Annotated in this window: 20 protein-coding genes and 1 other RNA gene; 16 read left to right on the top strand and 5 right to left on the bottom strand. The window is 49.9% G+C overall.

Annotated features, from left to right (window positions below):
- Positions 1-60: 60 nt before the first annotated feature.
- Both BLS62_RS18145 and ffs read right to left on the bottom strand, forming a co-directional pair.
- Complete coding sequence (locus BLS62_RS18145) at positions 61-1,932, bottom strand: DNA polymerase III subunit gamma/tau (RefSeq protein ID WP_093183563.1); 1,872 nt, start codon at positions 1,930-1,932, stop codon at positions 61-63.
- Positions 1,933-2,034: 102 nt separating this feature from the next.
- Positions 2,035-2,133, bottom strand: an RNA gene (ffs, locus tag BLS62_RS18140) — signal recognition particle sRNA small type.
- Positions 2,134-2,325: 192 nt separating this feature from the next.
- On the opposite strand from ffs, the gene nudC reads away from it, so the two are divergent.
- The 8 genes from nudC (at position 2,326) to BLS62_RS18100 (ending at position 9,334) form a co-directional block, all read left to right on the top strand.
- The gene (nudC, locus tag BLS62_RS18135) at positions 2,326-3,291 is read left to right on the top strand and encodes an NAD(+) diphosphatase (protein WP_093183560.1); all 966 of its coding nucleotides are present in this window, start codon (positions 2,326-2,328) and stop codon (positions 3,289-3,291) included.
- A 62-nt stretch (positions 3,292-3,353) separates the two neighbouring features.
- Positions 3,354-3,968, top strand: coding sequence for a histidine phosphatase family protein (locus BLS62_RS18130; protein ID WP_093183557.1), 615 nt, complete (start codon positions 3,354-3,356; stop codon positions 3,966-3,968).
- 94 nt (positions 3,969-4,062) lie between these two features.
- The gene (locus tag BLS62_RS18125; RefSeq protein WP_093189156.1) at positions 4,063-4,737 is read left to right on the top strand and encodes a sulfate transporter family protein; all 675 of its coding nucleotides are present in this window, start codon (positions 4,063-4,065) and stop codon (positions 4,735-4,737) included.
- Between the two features lie 43 nt (positions 4,738-4,780).
- Positions 4,781-5,260: a GNAT family N-acetyltransferase gene (locus tag BLS62_RS18120; protein ID WP_093183555.1), complete on the top strand. Its 480-nt coding sequence runs from the start codon at positions 4,781-4,783 to the stop codon at positions 5,258-5,260.
- 603 nt (positions 5,261-5,863) lie between these two features.
- Positions 5,864-6,262: a succinate dehydrogenase, cytochrome b556 subunit gene (gene sdhC, locus BLS62_RS18115; protein ID WP_093183552.1), complete on the top strand. Its 399-nt coding sequence runs from the start codon at positions 5,864-5,866 to the stop codon at positions 6,260-6,262.
- Between the two features lie 10 nt (positions 6,263-6,272).
- Complete coding sequence (gene sdhD / locus BLS62_RS18110; RefSeq protein WP_093183549.1) at positions 6,273-6,656, top strand: succinate dehydrogenase, hydrophobic membrane anchor protein; 384 nt, start codon at positions 6,273-6,275, stop codon at positions 6,654-6,656.
- A gap of 5 nt (positions 6,657-6,661) precedes the next feature.
- Positions 6,662-8,527: a succinate dehydrogenase flavoprotein subunit gene (sdhA, locus tag BLS62_RS18105; protein WP_093183546.1), complete on the top strand. Its 1,866-nt coding sequence runs from the start codon at positions 6,662-6,664 to the stop codon at positions 8,525-8,527.
- 24 nt (positions 8,528-8,551) lie between these two features.
- On the top strand, positions 8,552-9,334 hold the full coding sequence (locus BLS62_RS18100; protein WP_093183544.1) for a succinate dehydrogenase iron-sulfur subunit: 783 nt from the start codon (positions 8,552-8,554) through the stop codon (positions 9,332-9,334).
- A 79-nt stretch (positions 9,335-9,413) separates the two neighbouring features.
- On the opposite strand, the gene BLS62_RS18095 is transcribed toward BLS62_RS18100, so the two are convergent.
- On the bottom strand, positions 9,414-10,079 hold the full coding sequence (locus BLS62_RS18095) for an outer membrane protein (protein ID WP_208990941.1): 666 nt from the start codon (positions 10,077-10,079) through the stop codon (positions 9,414-9,416).
- A gap of 267 nt (positions 10,080-10,346) precedes the next feature.
- Entirely contained in the window at positions 10,347-10,946 is a 600-nt protein-coding gene (locus tag BLS62_RS18090; protein WP_093183540.1) for a TetR/AcrR family transcriptional regulator, read from the bottom strand.
- Between the two features lie 207 nt (positions 10,947-11,153).
- On the opposite strand from BLS62_RS18090, the gene BLS62_RS18085 reads away from it, so the two are divergent.
- Together BLS62_RS18085 and BLS62_RS18080 are read left to right on the top strand one after the other, a co-directional pair.
- Entirely contained in the window at positions 11,154-11,504 is a 351-nt protein-coding gene (locus tag BLS62_RS18085) for a carboxymuconolactone decarboxylase family protein (protein WP_093183538.1), read from the top strand.
- Between the two features lie 145 nt (positions 11,505-11,649).
- Positions 11,650-12,474: a DNA polymerase beta superfamily protein gene (locus BLS62_RS18080; protein ID WP_093183536.1), complete on the top strand. Its 825-nt coding sequence runs from the start codon at positions 11,650-11,652 to the stop codon at positions 12,472-12,474.
- Positions 12,475-12,619: 145 nt separating this feature from the next.
- Here the strand turns inward: BLS62_RS18080 and BLS62_RS18075 are convergent, their stop codons facing one another.
- Complete coding sequence (locus BLS62_RS18075; RefSeq protein ID WP_093183534.1) at positions 12,620-12,997, bottom strand: MAPEG family protein; 378 nt, start codon at positions 12,995-12,997, stop codon at positions 12,620-12,622.
- A 265-nt stretch (positions 12,998-13,262) separates the two neighbouring features.
- Here BLS62_RS18075 and BLS62_RS18070 point away from each other — a divergent pair, with 265 nt between their 5' ends.
- The 6 genes from BLS62_RS18070 to sucD all read left to right on the top strand — a co-directional run bounded on the left by BLS62_RS18070 (position 13,263) and on the right by sucD (position 19,205).
- Positions 13,263-13,721, top strand: coding sequence for an arsenate-mycothiol transferase ArsC (locus BLS62_RS18070; RefSeq protein WP_093183533.1), 459 nt, complete (start codon positions 13,263-13,265; stop codon positions 13,719-13,721).
- Positions 13,722-13,906: 185 nt separating this feature from the next.
- Positions 13,907-14,446: an AprI/Inh family metalloprotease inhibitor gene (locus BLS62_RS18065; protein WP_093183531.1), complete on the top strand. Its 540-nt coding sequence runs from the start codon at positions 13,907-13,909 to the stop codon at positions 14,444-14,446.
- Positions 14,447-14,680: 234 nt separating this feature from the next.
- Positions 14,681-15,832, top strand: a complete 1,152-nt coding sequence (zapE, locus tag BLS62_RS18060; protein ID WP_093183529.1) for a cell division protein ZapE — start codon at positions 14,681-14,683, stop codon at positions 15,830-15,832.
- A 194-nt stretch (positions 15,833-16,026) separates the two neighbouring features.
- Positions 16,027-16,989, top strand: coding sequence for a malate dehydrogenase (mdh, locus tag BLS62_RS18055; protein WP_093183527.1), 963 nt, complete (start codon positions 16,027-16,029; stop codon positions 16,987-16,989).
- Positions 16,990-17,082: 93 nt separating this feature from the next.
- The gene (sucC, locus tag BLS62_RS18050) at positions 17,083-18,282 is read left to right on the top strand and encodes an ADP-forming succinate--CoA ligase subunit beta (protein ID WP_093183525.1); all 1,200 of its coding nucleotides are present in this window, start codon (positions 17,083-17,085) and stop codon (positions 18,280-18,282) included.
- Positions 18,282-19,205, top strand: coding sequence for a succinate--CoA ligase subunit alpha (sucD, locus tag BLS62_RS18045; RefSeq protein WP_093183523.1), 924 nt, complete (start codon positions 18,282-18,284; stop codon positions 19,203-19,205). The genes sucC and sucD overlap by 1 nt, the downstream gene beginning before the upstream one ends.
- Positions 19,206-19,282 lie beyond the last annotated feature (77 nt).

Genomic DNA, 19,282 nt, shown 5'->3' with positions numbered 1-19,282 from the left:
TAGGTGAGCGTGATTAAGCGCTCTGTCATTATTCCTCTAAGGTTTCATAGCATGAAAACCTTAGAAATCCTCGGTGAAATCCATAGATTCTGCGGGATCTAGGTCCGTGACATCAGAAGCAATCTCAAGGGGAATATCTTCCTCCTGCTTCAAAATGCGAACATCAACAACCTTCGCGCCAGGAAAAGCAGCGATCAGTTTGACGATTTCCGGATCAGAATGCGCATCAGAAACCAACTGTCGTTGATTGGCTTCTTTTTCTTCATGCAAAGTCGGTCGACCTTGCTCTCGGCTAACCGCAACAATCCAGCGTCGACCGGTCCATTCAGTCAGTTTTCGGCCAAGCTCACCTGCGGCATCAGAAGTGGCAATCTCGGTAGGTTGCACCTCAATGCGGCCAGGCTGAAAGTTAACGAGCCGGAGCGCACGCTCAACGGAAACCTTAACCGGAATGTCCTTCATTTTGGCTGCGAGCTGCGCAACCTCATGCCAGGATCGGATCGCAATTTTTTCTTGTGCTTCTTCAGCGCGGCGCATTTGCGGAGCAGATTGAGCTGGAGTACCAACCGCTTGGACCATTGGTTGCCCGCCAGCGACTGTACGCAGTTGGGGAACTGATCCGCCGCCACCAGAAACGGCGCTTGCGCGTGACCCGCCACCACCTTGCGGGGCGTTGCCTGCTGGGGCGCCCCCACCAGCGGGTGAGAACTTACCGGACTTCAAAAGCTTCAATGCTTCCTCAGGGTCGGGAAGGTCAGAGGCATAACAGAGCCGTACCAGCACCATATCAGCAGCGGCTAGGGGTTTAGGTGCAGTCTGCACCTCATTAATTCCCTTCAGCAATATCTGCCATGTGCGAGAAAGAATACGCATAGAAAGCTTCTCAGCAAACTCGCGGCCTCTCAATCGCTCACTCTCAGTCACGGAGGCTTCATCACCGGATTTAGGCACAGCCTTTAGGCGCGTCACCAAATGGGTAAAGTCTGCAAGGTCAGAGAGGACAACTGCCGGATCGGCACCCACTTCATACTGGGCTTTAAGCTCATCCAGTGCGCTGGCAATATCGCCGCGCATCACATGCTCAAACAAATCTATCACACGGCTGCGGTCAGCAAGGCCAAGCATCTGGCGCACTTCGTCCGCTTCAATGCGGCCAGCACCATGCGCAATAGCTTGATCCAGCAGGCTTAAACAATCACGTGCAGAGCCTTCACCCGCGCGGGCAATCAGCGCCAGAGCTTCATCGGAAATTTCTATTCCCTCTTTGCCAGAGATAGCGCGCAGCAGAGAAACAAGCGTAGAGCTCTCAATACGGCGCAGGTCAAACCGCTGGCAACGGGAGAGGACAGTTACGGGAACCTTGCGGATTTCTGTGGTCGCGAAGATGAATTTCACATGCTCAGGCGGCTCCTCCAGCGTCTTCAACAGGCCGTTGAACGCCGATTTGGAGAGCATATGCACCTCATCAATGATGTACACTTTATAACGCGCACTCGCAGGCCGGTACCGAGCTGCCTCGGTAATTTCGCGAATGTCGTCAATCCCGGTATGAGAGGCCGCATCCATCTCGATCACATCAACATGACGACCTTCCATGATCGCCTTACAGTGAACGCCGAGTTTGTCTAAGTGTATGGTAGCCTTATCAATTTCGCCGGGGATTTCGTAGTTCAACCCGCGCGCAAGAATACGCGCTGTTGTCGTTTTACCAACACCGCGAACACCCGTCAGCATCCATGCATGAGCGATACGGCCAGTCTCGAATGCGTTTTGAAGGGTCTGGACCATCGGCTCCTGACCATAAAGGTCATCAAAGGAGCTTGGTCGGTATTTTCGGGCGAGAACGCGGTAAGCACCGTCACTGCCGCCAGAAGCGGGTGCTTCGGCGCTGTTTGCTGCTTGATGTTCGTTTTGAAGGTCTGTTCCGTCCATATCGCCCAAATCCTCTGCCAACTCAAAGGCAAGGTAAAACTAATTCCCGGCCATTCAAGACGAAGACCGGCCGCTTGTCGAGTGTGGGCGCGGAGAAAATAGGTGGGAGGCTGGCACGATGACCCGTGCCATGGACTCGTTAGGGCTGCTTCCTTCCGGATCTGACCCAGTTGGCGAGTGGCTCGTCCACCACCAACCTCCCGAAAAGGTGTATGGGCGGTTTGTTTAAATTTTGCAAGTGTTCATTGACGCCTACCGCTCGTCTCTGTGGACGAGAGTGTGAAACAGTCCTCTTCTCACATGAGCTCTAGCGAAGAAAGTGTCGCCCAGTCATTGCATTTCAATGGTATCTCGGCTTCACTCTCATTAATTTTATAGTTTAAGGAATTCGAAATGCAGGCCGAAACCACTGAGGCATTTGATGCTTCTTCTGCCCTTTGTTACTCTGCAAATACCCTCAATCGCTGCGGAGAAAAACGTAAGGATACAGAATGGGTTAAGTCTTTAAAAGCAGCGTCCGAGACACGATTTCTGATACAGGCGAACGACAGTTTTATTTTCAATATTGAACAGGAAATCGATCCAGTCCAACATACAGCTGAGGTCTTGGGAACATTAGGGATCAAGGACGCAACAACCATCTTTCTCGGATTAGATGAAGAAGATAGCGACCGTCCATATTTCGGTGTGCGCTATTCAACTGACGCGGAAACACTGGAAGAAGAGCTGGAAAAACGGGGCCCATTTGCTGCTTACGGTTTGCGTGGAATTGCAATGAAGCGCGCAGCGAGTTCCAAAGTATTCGGTATGATGGCTCAAGCTGCTGCAGTCGGCAGATGGCATCTGTCGCACAAAATGTGCTCTCAATGTGGAAAGCCAACGGAGCTTGCTGAGGCTGGTTATCGCCGGGATTGTCCCTCCTGTTCAGCGCAGCATTTCCCAAGAACGGATCCAGCGGTGATAATGTTGATCACTCACGGGGATAAATGCCTGATGGGGCGTCCCTACCATTTGGCGGAAAATGTCTACACAACGCTGGCTGGATTTGTTGAACCGGGTGAGACGTTGGAAGACGCGGTGCGTCGTGAAGTCTTTGAAGAAGCAGGCGTAAAGGTAGGCAAGGTGACCTACATCGCCAGCCAACCATGGCCATTTCCTTCAAACATTATGGCCGGATTTCACGGGGAAGCGCTCACCACGGACTTGAATATCGACTATGAAGAAATGGAGGATTGTCAGTGGTTTACCAAAGAGGAGACACTGAGGATGCTCCAAGGCGAAGCTGAGTCAGGATTAATTTGTCCCCCTGACATCTCAATCGCGCATCATTTGATCAAGATATTTACTGAGGGAAAATGACCCATGGTTGCGTAGAGCCAGTGGTTATCTAACGGGTGTCAAATGGCACCGGGGGAGGTGTCATGAGTTACTGCATTTATTTGAGCCATCCGAATGTCGATATTGATCCGGCAACACCAGTTCCGCACTGGGACTTGTCGGATAAAGGACGGGCTCGGCTGGAACAAGGTCTGCGCCAACCTTGGTTGCTGGAAATTGAGCACGTTATCTCTAGTAAAGAGAAGAAGGCGATTGAAACCGGCCAGATCATTGCAAACCATTTGGGAGTTGAGCTGACCACAGCACCAAACCTGCATGAAAATGACCGCAGCTCAACCGGCTTTTTGCCGCCAGACGAGTTTGAACTTGTCGCGGACGATTTCTTCTCACGTCCCGCAATCAGTGTTCGCGGCTGGGAGCGTGCCCTCGATGCACAAAGCCGCGTAATCACTGCGATTAAAGCGGTTTTGAGTTCCATGCCAGCAGAAGATCCGGTGTTGTTTTCCGGTCATGGCGCTGCTGGAACCTTGCTCAAATGCCATCTGGCAAACGTGGCGATCCAACGACAATTTGATCAACCGCCGAATGTCGGTGGTGGATGCTGGTTCCAGTTTGATCCTGCGGATTTGGATGCATGCTCTGCGAAAATTGACCAGTTGAACTGGCAGCTTATTGATGAGGTTGCACTCGTGAGCTGAACGAAGAGCCTGTATCAACACGAGGCAGCCCTTGTTGAAGCAGGGGGAAATGCTTATCTAAGTGCCATCTGTTTTCATTAATTCGGCACAAGATATGTTATCGACAGCAATAAAAGCATTTTCTCAGGTTTTTGAGCCCAGTTTTCGAGGCATCCTTTTCAAGGGATTGGGGCTCACTCTGCTTCTTCTTCTTGTCGTTTGGATCGCAATCCAAGGCGTCGTTGGATATTTCATCGACCTCCCGCAGGATTGGCAGGACACGACAGTCAGTATTGTAACTGGTATTGGTGCGTTGATTGGACTGGGTTTTGTCCTTGCGCCAGTCTCCGCCATGGTTGTTGCGTTCTATCAGGACCAGATTTCAGAGCTGGTGGAAGAGCAAAGCTACCCGACTGAGAGGCGAGGCAAATCATTGCCTCTCGGCGAGTCCATTATTACGGCCCTCCGCTTCGTTGGTATCGTGATCATCGCCAATATCTTTGCATTGATGCTGTTCTTTATTCCCGGCATTGGCCAGATAGCTTTCTTGCTGGTCAATGGCTACCTCTTGGGCCGTGAATACTTTGAGTTCGTCGCTATGCGATTTATGCCTCTCGCTGAAGCAAAGGCTTTCCGCAAGTCTCAAAGCGGAACGGTGTTTGCTGCTGGTCTGATTGTGGCGTTCGTTCTGGCAATTCCTATCGTTAACTTAATCACTCCGCTCTTTGCCACCATCTTCATGGTCCATGTCTTTAAAACTCTCCGTACTCGACGCAATTTATCCGTCTAGAAGATAATAATGCAACAAACTGGAATAACATTAGGAAATAGATGTGACTGCTTTGCGAAGCATTATTGCTGAAGATCTGTCTTGGGCGCATGCGCTCAATGAAGAGCATGCACTTGAATTGTCGTCTCTTAGTCTGGATGGTTTTGCTGACCTCATTAGAAAAGCAACTTATGTGAAAGTTGCTGGAACCAGCGCTGGCCTTTTGGTCACTTACGACCAGGGCGGGGATTATTCTTCTATCAATTTCAAATGGTTCTGTGCCAACTACACTAGCTTCCTCTACGTTGATCGTGTCGTGATCTCCAAAGCAGCCAGAGGCCAAGGCATCGCTCGTAAGCTGTACGATGATCTGTTTCAGTTCGCGAGAGCCCAAGGCTATGAGCGTGTTGTATGTGAGGTTAACTCAGATCCACCCAATCCTGTATCCGACGCATTCCATGCTTCATTAGGCTTTGAAGTCGTCGGAGAGGCGATGTTGGAAGGCAAGGGTAAGACTGTCAGATACATGGAAAAAGCACTCTAAACCGCGCTGATCTATAAAATTTGAAGGATAAACGGACATTTACTGGAACTGATCCATATGTGGAGGTACGGACGCTCTTTAATGGTCACTTGTCCCAAGCCCGACGGCGTACTAATTGTACCGATGCTCTCACGGCTATGCCGCTCACCGCAGAGTGACCGCCTTCATTTATGATCAACTTTGAGAAGCACTAGGAACGTTGTTGGTAGCTGGAGAGATGAAAATCCTCCACAACTGCTCTGCTCTTATTGGGGAGAGTAACGTCAGCTGGTACATGCTACATAGAACTTACGTGAACGTAATTTGATTTAAAGTGATTTTCTGAAAAATTGATAGTAAATTCAGTAAATAAAATATGAGTATATAAGTCAAGTTATCTGTTGATGGGATTCGGACTACTGTTTTGTGCAGGAATGAACAAAGTTCGCACCATTAAATCTAATCATTTCGGCCAATTTTAAGGGCAAACCTAGTAGAAAAAGCATTTAGTCGCATAGGATGCTTTGACGCACTCTTAAACTGAAGGTATTAGAACCTGATACAACGCCTTGTTTTGTTACGTTTACGTAAACGTAACTATAACCAAGGACGGGAGAGAGATTTATGGCGAACGCTGACCCCCAGGCCAATCGGCCATTATCGCCCCATCTTCAGATCTATAAGCCGATCATGACGATGGTGATGTCCATTCTTCATCGCGTCACCGGCGCGGCGCTTTATTTTGGAACGATTTTGATGGCGTTCTGGCTCGTCTGCGCAGCAGCAGGCCCAGAGTCCTATCAATTTGCAATGGACGTGTTCGGCTCCTTCCTGGGTCGATTGGTCCTCTTCGGCTTTACCTGGGCACTCGTGCACCACATGATTGGCGGTCTTCGTCATTTCATCTGGGATATGGGTCATGGCTTTGACCTGTCAGCTGCGAACTGGATGGCTCGCGCGACGATCATAGCTTCTGTTGCCCTCACGGTGGTCCTTTGGATCATCGGCTTCATCGTAGCTTAAGGAGAGAGCAATGACCGATATGCGCACTCCGCTCAAAAAAGTAACCGGCCTTGGCTCTGCTAAGGACGGAACTACTCACTTCTGGCGTCAGCGTTTGACCGCTGTCGCGAATGTGTTTCTTATTTCCTTCTTTGTCATTCTCGTTATCGCGCTTCAGGGCGCTGATTATGCGAGTTTCACAGAAGCACTTCAAAATCCGATCATCTCCACCTTGATGCTTTTGGTGATCCTGGTCGGCTGCCTGCACATGAAGCTGGGCATGCAAGTCATCATCGAAGATTACGTCCACACAGAAGGCCTCAAGTTCCTTCTTCTTATGGGTAACATTTTCTTCGCTTCTATTATCGCACTCGCTTCCGTTGTTGCAGTGCTTAAAATCAGCTTCGGAGGCTGATCTAGATGGTTGAACAGACCGGTGTTTCGACAGCGCCAAGCCAAAGCGGCAAGGCCTATGAGTTTGTAGACCACAAGTTTGACGTTGTGGTCGTTGGTGCTGGTGGTGCTGGCCTTCGGGCAACGCTCGGCATGGCAGAGCAGGGTCTCAAAACAGCTTGTATCTCCAAGGTGTTTCCAACCCGCTCGCACACAGTGGCAGCACAGGGTGGTATCGCAGCCAGCCTGAAAAACATGACGCCAGACTGCTGGCAGTGGCATATGTATGACACTGTGAAGGGCTCTGACTGGCTGGGCGACACGGATGCGATGGAATACCTCGTTCGTGAAGCACCAAAAGCAGTTTATGAGCTGGAGCACTACGGTGTGCCATTCTCTCGGACGGAAGAAGGAAAAATCTACCAGCGTCCGTTCGGTGGTCACATGCAGAATTACGGCGAAGGCCCTCCAGTGCAGCGCACTTGTGCAGCAGCTGACCGTACAGGCCACGCTATTCTGCACACACTTTACGGCCAGGCCCTGCGCCACAACGCTGACTTCTTCATTGAGTACTTCGCGCTTGATCTCATCATGTCTGAAGACGGTAAGTGTGAAGGCGTTATGGCATGGAACCTTGATGACGGCACAATTCACCGCTTCTCTGCGAAGATGGTTGTGCTGGCGACAGGTGGTTACGGTCGCGCGTTCTTCTCTGCAACATCTGCGCACACCTGTACAGGTGATGGCGGCGGCATGGTTGCTCGTGCAGGTTTGCCATTGCAGGATATGGAATTCGTTCAGTTCCACCCAACCGGGATTTACGGCTCAGGCTGTCTGATCACTGAGGGTGCACGCGGCGAAGGTGGTTACCTTGTAAACTCCGAGGGTGAGCGCTTCATGGAGCGTTATGCACCGTCCGCAAAAGACCTTGCCTCTCGTGATGTTGTTTCCCGTTGTATGACGATGGAAATTCGCGAAGGCCGTGGTGTTGGCAAAAACAAAGATCACATCTTCCTGCATCTGGATCATCTCGATCCTGATTTGCTGGCTGAACGTCTTCCAGGTATTTCTGAAAGCGCGCGCATCTTCGCAGGTGTGGACCTGACCAAGGAGCCAATTCCGGTTCTGCCAACCGTTCACTACAATATGGGTGGTATTCCAACCAACTATTGGGGTGAAGTGCTGAACCCAACAAAAGAAGATCCAAATGCGATTGCGCCGGGTCTGATGGCTGTTGGTGAAGCTGGGTGTGCGTCCGTTCACGGTGCAAACCGCCTCGGATCCAACTCCCTGATCGATTTGGTTGTGTTTGGCCGTGCCGCAGCAATCCGCGCTGGCGAGGTTGTTGACCGGGAAGCTGAAATTCCAGAGCCAAACGACGCCTCCAGCCAGAAGATCATGGCTCGCTTTGACAAGCTGCGTTTTGCCAAGGGCTCAAGCCCAACTGCAGAACTGCGCTTGAAGATGCAGAAGACCATGCAGGAAGACGCTGCTGTGTTCCGTACGCAGGAGAGCTTGGAGCAAGGGTGTCAGCGCATCTCGGCAATCTGGGGTGAAATGCAAGACATCCGTGTGTCGGATAGTTCCATGATTTGGAACTCTGATCTGGTCGAAACGCTTGAGCTTGAAAACCTTATGGCAAACGCGATCACGACAGTTTACGGCGCTGAAGCCCGTAAAGAGAGCCGTGGTGCGCACGCTCGTGAAGACTACAAAGATGGTCCTCTCGGCGGTCGTAATGATGAAGAGTGGCGCAAGCACACCATTTCCCACCTCTCTGAGGATGGTAAAGTGACGCTGAGCTACCGTCCGGTTGTTCTTGAGCCGTTGACCACCTTCGAGCAGGGCGGCATCGACATGAAGAAAATCGCACCGAAAGCCCGCGTCTACTAGGCGCCGAAACCTGGAGTAACCGATATGGCTGAATTCAAACTGCCAAAAAACTCCCGGATGGGAGAAGGCAAGGTCTGGCCAAAGCCGGAAGGCGCCACCAACACTCGTGAGTACCGCGTTTACCGCTGGTCTCCCGATGATGGTCGTAATCCGCGCATCGACACTTATTATGTTGATGCGGACAATTGTGGTCCAATGGTTTTGGATGCGCTCATCTACATCAAGGACAAGGTCGATGCTACACTGACCTTCCGTCGTTCTTGTCGTGAGGGCATCTGTGGTTCCTGTGCGATGAACATCGACGGAACCAACACACTGGCTTGTACAAAGGGTGCTGACGAATGTTCGCACGAGATCGTCAAGATCTACCCTCTGCCGCATATGCCTGTTGTGAAGGATCTCGTGCCGGATCTGACACGCTTCTACGCTCAGCACCGGTCTATTGAGCCTTGGCTGAAAACCACAACACCTGAGCCTGAAAAAGAATGGCTGCAGTCCTATGAGGATCGCCAGAAGCTGGATGGTCTTTATGAGTGTATCTTGTGTGCATGCTGCTCCACTTCTTGCCCAAGTTACTGGTGGAATGGTGATCGTTACCTCGGCCCTGCAGTTCTTCTGCAGGCATACCGCTGGTTGATCGACAGCCGTGATGAGGCAACTGGTGAGCGTCTGGATAATCTTGAAGATCCATTCCGTCTCTACCGTTGTCACACCATTATGAACTGTTCTCAGGCATGTCCTAAGGGTCTTAACCCTGCGAAGGCGATTGCTGAGATCAAGAAGATGATGGTTGAGCGCCGCGTTTAACGCGCGAAGATACTGATATCAAAATAAAAAATCCGCCTCAGTGAATTGAGGCGGATTTTTTCATTTAGGGGAGTTGTCCCTAGAACTTGTAGGAAACGCCGAGCCGAATTGCGTCGCTATCAATGTCTTCCTTGAAGCGTGTGTTGCCAACAGTGAAGCTGCGGCCGGGGAATACAATCCGTTCGTAATCCAGTCGCACAATAACGTTATGCGTTACGAACATCTCGATGCCCGCACCTCCAACATAGCCCACCATGGTGTTGCTGTCAGAGCCCGGTCCAAAATTCGGATTGGTAATACGGAATGTTGAAACTGCGGCACCACCTGCCACATAGGCCATAAACCAGTCGTAGGTCAGGCCTGCACGGACTTTAGCTGCCACAAAGTAATCGGAGCGCAAGGACATATTATCGCGAGAGACATCGCCAAACGCCCAGTATGCGCCTTCACCTTCAACACCAATCATGATGTTCTGGTAGGTGTAGTTGTAACCGCCGTACAATCCAACGGTTCCACCATTATAGGCTGTACCACTGTTGTTGAAGCGGTCACTGCCATGAAGGCGCGCCCAACCACCTTGGACACCGAGGTAGGCACCATTCCAGTCGTACTCTGGTGGCGAGATCAGGCCATCGACAACTTCCTCCTCATAAACCTCATAGGGTTCAGTTGCCTCCACACCGGGTGGATATTCAATAGCAAAGGAATGGCTGCTGAAGCCGAGCAATCCCAATACCGAAAACATTATTACTCTTAAGCGACTCATTGGTTCCCCCAAAATACGCAAGAGGATGACACGGCCCAAAACGCGGTCGTGATAGGTAACTTGATACAAATTAGTCTAGAACCACGGTCTTTATAAATACTTGATTTAACAGAGGAAATTTTGACTTTGCTCTAGGCATAAATAGCAGAAAAAAAGGAGAAAATATGAATAATGAGGGAGCTGAACTTGCAAAATTACGAAACTGTCAACGTCATGTCAGGGTGTTTACCATTGATTAGCCACCTTTTACCGCCGCTCGACGCCCCTTAAAACCAGCTTGATTACGCCAATGCATTCCTTGCGCTGCAGTTCATAGGATTCTTGGCTGTGAAGCTGCGGAAAACGGAATTTCATGGTTGCTGCATGGATGTGGCGAGCAACCTGATTGACTTCTCGCAGGTCAAACTCTTCTGCAAGATTGCCGGAATGCAAGATCGTATGCATAGGCTGCCGGACAAGGCGGAACAGCTCCTCAAAGTCATCTGGCCGTTTGCTCTCAACCACTTGCAAGCAGTCTGCAAGGCCTTTGTTCAGTGCAAGCAGGCGATAGGTCTCGTCAAATTCCATCAGCATAAACTTGCTGAGACGCGCAGACGCACTGGCATTCGGGTCAGTTGCGGTTTCCAGCCGTGCCACCAGTTTAACAACTTCGGCACCAACGACAGCACAGGCCAGGTTGATCTTGCTCGGATAGAAATTGTAAATGTGTGCCATTGAGATGCCTGAGGCCTCAGCAATTTGGCTCACGGACGTCTTCTTGTAGCCTTGAGTGAGGAACGCTGCTCGGGCTGCGCTCAGCAAATCAGCAGCGCGGCCTCTAGCAGTCAAAATTTCTGCGATGGACATTGTAAATACCAGAATGAAAAAAGGAGAGTTTCTTCAGTAAGCATAGGTGAGCGAAAATTACAATGACGTGGGCGTTACATTAAGAGGTGTTTTACGTAAAAACGCGAATGATATTAATGGACTTAGCTTAGGTTGTTTGATTTTAGTCATTGTCTGTCGGTGAAGTTCTGTCAATATTAGTTATATCTAATATAATGGAGCTGAAGCATGGCTGTAGAAAACTGGCAAGAATTCCTAAAACAAACCGATGGCCGTATCGCAGAGTTACGCCCTGGTATTCCCGGTGTCATGAAAGGCTTTGGTGAAATCGCAAAAAGCGCAATCGGTACAGGTGCGCTCGAAGCGAAAGCAAAAGAACTTATCGCGCTCTCCATTGGTGTTGCTGCCCGTTGTGACGCCTGCCTTGGTTACCACGCAAAAGCTTGCATAAAGTACGGTGTAACACGCGAGGAACTTATCGAGGCATTAGGCGTGGCTGTTTACATGGGCGGCGGGCCTTCCCTCATGTATGCCGCTGAAGCACTCAGCGCATTCGACGCTTTTTCCGAAGAAGCCTAATATTAGCGTGTGGCGCATCGTGCCAGAGTCTCCCGTTTCTGGAAAACTTAGAGAGCAAACTGCTCGACCGCACTTGCCCTGAAAAGCGTTCAAGGGTAAGTGCAACGAGGAGAAGCCTCTTAGATTTCAGGTTAGGCAATTTTCGGTGAGTGCGCCTTCGCAAGTTAATTCAGACAGCTCTTCTACATTTTTTGAGCTTGAAAAGAGTTTTCGTGACTTGGAGAACGAAAAGAATCTGCGTGTATTGCACGCGGGCGATCTTTCGCATCTGTACCTCACTAAAAAATCAGAGGCTGCTTATCCCAATTGCAGGTTCATCTACACGCAATCTCTCGAGTACTATCTCTCGCTCTTCCCTTCAGAAGATACGATGGGTGTAGATTTTAAAGTTCCTGCAAGCGTTAGTGGTTGGGATCTCAAAAAAACACTGATAGCACTTCTGAAAGGTAATCCTGAGCCGTTGGATTGGGTTCAATTGAGAGATGCTTACGCCGGGCATGAGGGCTTTCCCAAATCCATGCTGGCATTCGCGGTCGAATATTGTGACCCGGTTCGCTTTGCGCTCTACCACTTTCAGCGTTTGAATAGGCAGCGGCATAGATTTGACGGCATGGCTCTGGGCGAGATCGTGCCGGAAAGATTATACGATTTGATCCGGTCGTCACTTGTACTGCGTTGGTATAATCAGAACCGATATCAGGGTATTCCACCTTCAAGACTTGCCGACCTTACAGAAGCAACCTTTATTCGTCCTGTCTTGCGCGGCGAAATTGAAGAGTTGGTTGAGCGCAGTGAGGCTGGGCAAATAAAAGATGTTGTCCGCCCTGCTGGTGCCGTGAATGAGCTCATTCTATCTGAACTGGAAGCGGGGCCAGCGCTAATGGCCCGAACTCGCCGGTCATTTACGCAAGATACCGCAGCTCAGGCTGACCGGTTTTTCCTCAAATGGGCAGTCGCCCCTAAAAACTGACGGAAGCTATAAGAGCTACTGTTAATTTCGTAGTAACGAACGACTACGGAAACAGCAGAATTGCGCCATTTTTAGTGCGTCTCCAGTCCTTGCCTGTCTCACAATACCATGAAATCACGGGGATATTGACTGTCCCGAGTTGCTGTTATGACCACGCCGGCGACGTGAAGAGTGCAACTGAACTAACCAGACCAATAAACCAAACGACTGAACGCAGGGAAGCGCGGTCAAGCCAGTAACAAGCAATGTACAGAACGCGCATTGCGATGAACAGGCCGCACAATTTTTCGATCCAATCTGGGTCCCCTCCATAAGCGAGAGCGATCAGAACGGACACTGCATAAAGAGGGAAGGCCTCGTGAGAGTTGATTTCGGCTGAGCGTGCGCGAAGACGGAAACCTTCTTTCCAGTAGGCCGGATCCCTCGGTTTGGAATTGTTATAGTTGCGAGAAATTTTGGCAGGAAGAACTGAAAGCCATGGCATCAGACCGGCAATCAGAATTGTCCATAAAGGAAAAGACATTGTGCAAGCTCCCAAGAAAAGCAGAAAAACATTGCTTCTTATACAGGCGCTTATTCTGAAAGTGAACAGCGGTCACTTAAGATTGAAGCTGGCCAGACTGCGCTGATTAGCCAGTAGCCCCGTATTATTCCCAACCCATCTGTGATTATCACTAGCGTTTCATTCGAGTGTCATCCTCCCGAATAAAAAGGGCACTAAAAGGTGCTGGGAATGAGAAGCACACCGATGATTGGACAACGTCCGGCGCTGCAGTGGAGGCGTTCCTATGACAATGGCGAATGTACTGTTTGTTTGCGTAGAGAATTCGTTTTTTAGCCTCGCAGCAGAGGCCTATTTGAATAAAGCTTCAATGGGAGGCCTGAGAGCATTTTCTGCTGGTCCGTTGCCGGGAGAGATAATGCGCCCGATCACACGGAAGGTGCTTTTTGCCAATGCACTGCAGGAAAGCGGCTTGCATCCCAAGTCCTGGAATGTTTTTTCGCTGCCGCATGCACCGCAGCCTGATTTCGTAATAAGTCTTCAAACTAGTGTGCTTCTTGACAAGCAACCGATTTGGCCTGGGCAGCCTACAAGGATGAATTGGGGTGCCCGCTCAGATGAACAGGAGCCGCGAAATATAAAAGAGGCAACAGATGCATTCAGCAGGATTAAAGAAGCTATAGATTTATCGATTTCTTCAAAAGTTTTTTCTAGTGATTCTCTAAATTGGCGAACTGCTTGTTGATTTTGTTTCGCCCTTTGCTTTCTAATGATTGCGATTTTCGGCATGTTACCCCAAGGAAATGAGGGTTTCGGTGGGAAACTTTCTTTTTTTTAGCTCTAAACTTCCACCGGCCTCATTTTAGAGGCATCTTCTTAAGATCTTTATGGTTAATACGCCTTAATTCACAAGGCTGGGATGACACCACTATGAATCGTAGTTTGACGATTGCATTTGTTTCTGTAATTGCAATTTCCACAATGGCGTGCCAGCGAACGACTTATACGCGTAGCTATGTATCGCCGCTGCCGGCTTCTCCTGTTTCTCCTATTGAAGGTCAAACTTTGTCGCCAATCATTCCGGGTCAACCTGGTTATGAAAATCAAATTTTGGTTGATGGGCAGGATGCTAACGCCAACTCGCAGGTTGTTTCCGCACCGCCTGCTCCAAACGTAAATGCAACTGGCGGTTCGCTTGGCCGAACTGACTTGCTTGGCGGTTGGAGCGTATCTTCCGGTGGCGACAACTGTAAGCTCTTTATGACGCTGACGAAATGGAGCGGTGGCTACCGTGCAAACACCCGCGGGTGTAACGACGCTAGCCTCTCCCAAATTTCTGCTTGGAATCTAAATGGAAATCAGGTTGTGTTGAAAGATGCTGGTGGTGGCAATGTTGCTACCCTGTCAGGCGCTGGAACCAGTTTTGCTGGTCAAACTGCAAGCGGATCCTCTATTTCGTTCGCTCGCTAACAGACAGCTTGGCAGTTAAAAGAATTAAAAGCGTTGCGCTGGATACAGGCGCAGCGCTTTTTGCATATGTAACCAGACTAACTGCAATTTTCGCTTTTATGTGATGGTGTGCTTTCACTTATATTCCTCATAGTACTTGCGTCTGGGTGGCGCTCTCCTTTAAGCCATGGGCGAATATGGCATATTGGAATTTGCGATTTCTTTGTTGGAATCCAGTTTGAGGAATAAAACCCCGTGCTTGAGAATGCATCAACCCCAACCACTGTCCTTGCTCAATACAATTCAATGGTCGCGCGGGGCGATCTAGAAGCTGATCCGGTTCAGATAGAAGTGGCAAAGCGCCTTGATACTCTGACTGCAAAATTAGCCGAACAAAAGCCAGAAGAGAAAAAAGGGCTTTTGGGGCGCTTGTTCGGGAAGGGCAAGGAGGAGCAGGAGTTTATCAAGGGGCTGTATGTTTGGGGGTCTGTTGGCCGTGGCAAGACCATGCTTATGGATCTGTTTTATGACCTTAGCCCTGAACCGCAAAAGCGGCGCTTGCATTTCCATGAGTTTATGGAGGAGATCCATGATCGAGTATTTGTGGTACGCAAGCAAATCAGCGCGGGAGTTATCAAAGACCGTGATCCGATCATTCCCATTGCAGAAGAAATAGCAAAAAACACCCGCCTGCTTTGCTTTGATGAATTCACAGTGACCGACATTGCGGATGCAATGCTGTTAGGGCGTCTCTTTATCAAATTATTTGATGCAGGTGTCGTTCTTGTTTGTACCTCAAACGTCGTGCCGGATGAGCTCTATAAGGACGGACTGAATAGAAACCATATTCTTCCATTTCTCCGTTCTCTGAATGAACGACTTGATGTTCTTCATCTCGATGCTCCAATAGATTATCGCCTCGAAAAGCTGTCGGGGTCAGATACATACCTCACTCCAATTGGGTCCAAGAGTTTAGAGGGAATGGAAAAACTCTGGTCTGGCATGACTTACGGACTCCAGTGCCATCTGGTTGAATTGGAAAATAAAGGTCGCAAAATACCTGTAAGTCGCACTTGCAGCAATATTGCATGGTTCACATTTCAGGAGTTGTGCGGCACTCCGCTTGGATCCTCTGATTATCTGCGCATTGCACATGCTTTCAACACAGTTTTCCTTGAGGGTGTCCCTGCCTTAGATAGGGCGCGTAGAAACGAAGCCAAGCGATTTATCAATCTAATCGATACACTCTACGATAATCAAATTCGCCTGGTGATCCAGGCAGAGGCCGAGCCTCAAAACTTGTACATCGCGTCCTCTGGAACAGAGGCGTTTGAGTTCGATCGTACAGCGTCACGTCTCATCGAAATGCGTTCTGAAGAATATTTGATGAGCGGGGCTAATGCGTGATAATGAAAAAAATTAGTTTTTTTCAGAAATGACGTATTGAGACCTTATCCAATCCGCTAAAAAATTGTCACTTTCGGTAAAATAACGCGCTTGTGTGCTTCAATTGGGTTGCGTAGATGCGTCAAAACCGTTACCCACTGCGACAAATAGGCACCATATATCATGGTTCTATGTTACGTAAAGAGGAGCTCCTCATGGCGCGCAACAAGATTGCTTTGATTGGATCTGGTCAGATTGGTGGCACACTTGCCCACCTTGCTGGTCTTAAAGAACTAGGCGATATCGTTCTGTTCGACATCGCTGAAGGTATGCCGCAGGGCAAAGCTTTGGACCTGGCAGAATCTTCACCAGTGGACGGTTTTGACTCTGCTCTATCAGGCACAAATACATATGAAGGCATCGCTGGTTCTGATGTCGTCATCGTGACTGCGGGTGTTCCTCGTAAACCTGGCATGAGCCGTGACGATCTGCTTGAAATTAACCTGAAGGTTATGGAGCAGGTTGGCGCTGGTATTAAGAAGCACGCTCCAGACGCATTCGTGATCTGCATTACCAACCCGCTCGACGCGATGGTTTGGGCTCTGCAGAAATTCTCCGGTCTTCCAGCAAACAAAGTTGTTGGCATGGCAGGCGTTCTGGATAGCTCTCGTTTCCGCTACTTCCTCGCAGAAGAATTCAAAGTGTCTGTAGAAGACGTAACCGCATTCGTTCTTGGCGGTCACGGCGACACAATGGTTCCGCTGACACGCTACTCCACTGTAGCGGGTGTTCCTCTGACCGATCTCGTGAAAATGGGTTGGCTCACAGCTGACCGTCTTGAAGAGATCGTTCAGCGTACACGTGATGGCGGGGCGGAGATCGTTGGTCTTCTTAAAACTGGCTCTGCGTTTTACGCACCAGCTGCCTCAGCTATCGCAATGGCAGAAAGCTACCTCAAAGATAAAAAGCGCGTTCTTCCATGCGCTGCATACCTTGATGGCCAGTACGGTCAAAAAGACATGTACTTGGGTGTGCCAACTGTGATTGGTGAAAACGGCATCGAACGTATCATTGAAATCGATCTCACGAGCGATGAAAAAGCGATGTTCGACAAATCCGTTTCATCCGTGATCGGCCTCGTTGACGCTTGTAAAAAGATCCAGCCTGCACTGGCGTAAGCCACGCAAGCTTTGGTCTGAAAGACTGGCAATATTTTCAGTTGCCAGTCTAGCTCCCTGCCCAGGCAGGGCCCCTTAGAATGGGAAGGGCAGATGAACATACACGAATACCAGGCCAAACAGGTCCTGAAAGAATATGGCGCACCGGTTTCTGAAGGTGTTGCGATTTTCTCCGCTGATGAAGCTGAAGCTGCTGCAAAAAGCCTTCCAGGCCCGTTGTGGGTTGTGAAGTCTCAAATCCACGCTGGTGGCCGCGGTAAAGGCAAGTTCAAAGAACTTGGTCCCGAAGCCAAAGGCGGAGTTCGCCTCGCATTCAGCTTGGATGAAGTAAAGTCCCATGCTGCTGACATGCTCGGCAACACATTGGTGACTGCGCAGACTAGTGATGCTGGTAAGGTCGTAAACCGCCTTTACATTGAAGATGGCGCTGACATCGACCGCGAACTGTACCTCTCCCTGCTCGTTGACCGCACCTGTGGTCAGGTTGCTTTCGTAGCATCCACCGAAGGCGGCATGGATATTGAGGACGTTGCGCACAACATGCCTGATCTCATCCTTACTGTGCCAATCGATCCGCTTCAGGGCGTGACCGACGAGAAAGCATCTACTCTTTGCGAGACGTTGAAGCTTGAAGGCGCAGCACGCGAAGATGGCATGAAGCTGTTCCCGATCCTCTACAAAGCTTTTGTAGAAAAGGATATGGCGCTTCTCGAAATCAACCCGTTGATCGTCATGGAAAATGGTCGTGTGCGCGTTCTGGATGCGAAAGTATCCTTCGACGGCAATGCACTGTTCCGCCATGAAGACATTGTTGCTCTGCGCGATAAAACCGAAGAAGACGAAAAAGAGATCGAAGCTTCCAAGCACGACCTCGCTTACGTTGCTCTTGACGGTAACATCGGCTGCATGGTGAACGGCGCTGGTCTTGCGATGGCCACAATGGACATCATCAAGCTGTACGGTGCTGAGCCTGCAAACTTCCTCGATGTTGGCGGCGGCGCGACCAAAGAAAAAGTGACCTCTGCGTTTAAGATCATCACGTCCGATCCAAACGTACAGGGCATTCTGGTTAACATCTTCGGCGGCATCATGCGCTGTGATGTGATCGCAGAAGGCGTTCTGGCTGCTGTGAAAGAAGTTGGTCTTCAGGTTCCACTCGTTGTTCGCCTAGAAGGCACCAACGTTGAGCTTGGCAAAAAGATCATCACAGAAAGCGGCATGAACGTAATTTCTGCTGACGATCTCGACGATGCAGCTCAAAAAATTGTGGCTGCTGTGAAGGAGGCTGGATAATGTCTATCCTCGTCGATAAAGACACCAAAGTTATTGTTCAGGGTCTGACTGGTAAAACCGGTACATTCCACACAGAACAAGCTCTTGCTTACTTCGGCACACAGATGGTTGCTGGTGTTCACCCTAAAAAGGGTGGCGAGACCTGGTCTTCCGGTATGGAATCCGCAGCTGAATTGCCAATCTTCGCATCTGTAAAAGAAGCGAAAGCGGCAACTGGTGCAAACGCTTCTGTTGTTTACGTCCCACCGGCAGGTGCGGGCGCAGCGATCATCGAAGCGATTGAAGCTGGCATTCCACTCATCGTTTGTATCACCGAGGGTATCCCGGTTGCAGACATGGTGAAGGTTAAAGCTCGCCTCGATGCATCCGACAGCCGTCTTCTCGGTCCAAACTGCCCAGGTGTTCTGACACCTGAACAGTGCAAGATCGGCATCATGCCAGGCTCCATCTTCCAGAAGGGCTCCGTAGGTATTGTTTCCCGTTCAGGTACACTTACTTATGAAGCCGTCTTCCAGACCACGCAGGAAGGCCTCGGCCAGTCCACTGCGGTTGGTATCGGTGGTGATCCTGTAAAAGGCACCGAATTCATCGATATGCTGGACATGTTCCTGGATGATGATGAAACCGAAACTATCATCATGATTGGTGAAATCGGTGGTTCAGCTGAAGAAGAAGCTGCTGAATGGCTGCAGGAGCAGGCTGCTAAGGGCCGCAAAAAGCCAATGGTTGGCTTCATTGCGGGACGTACAGCGCCTCCAGGCCGTACCATGGGTCACGCAGGTGCTGTGATCTCTGGTGGTAAAGGTGGAGCTGAAGACAAGATTTTGGCTATGGAAGCTGCGGGTATCCGCGTTTCTCCATCTCCTGCTAAGCTTGGCAAAACCCTTGTTGCTCTTCTCGAAGAGTTAAAGCAAGGCGCATAAGATAACGCCCCATACACTATTTAGGGGCATATTAGTTTGACTGTCGGTGAACCGGTTTCATCGACAGTCTTTAGGAG

The organism is Pseudovibrio sp. Tun.PSC04-5.I4, assembly GCF_900104145.1.
In the GTDB taxonomy this organism is placed as follows: Bacteria; Pseudomonadota; Alphaproteobacteria; order Rhizobiales; family Stappiaceae; genus Pseudovibrio.
The sequence above is the reverse complement of the archived record's forward strand: the minus strand, read 5'-3'. Positions and strand labels throughout refer to the sequence as shown.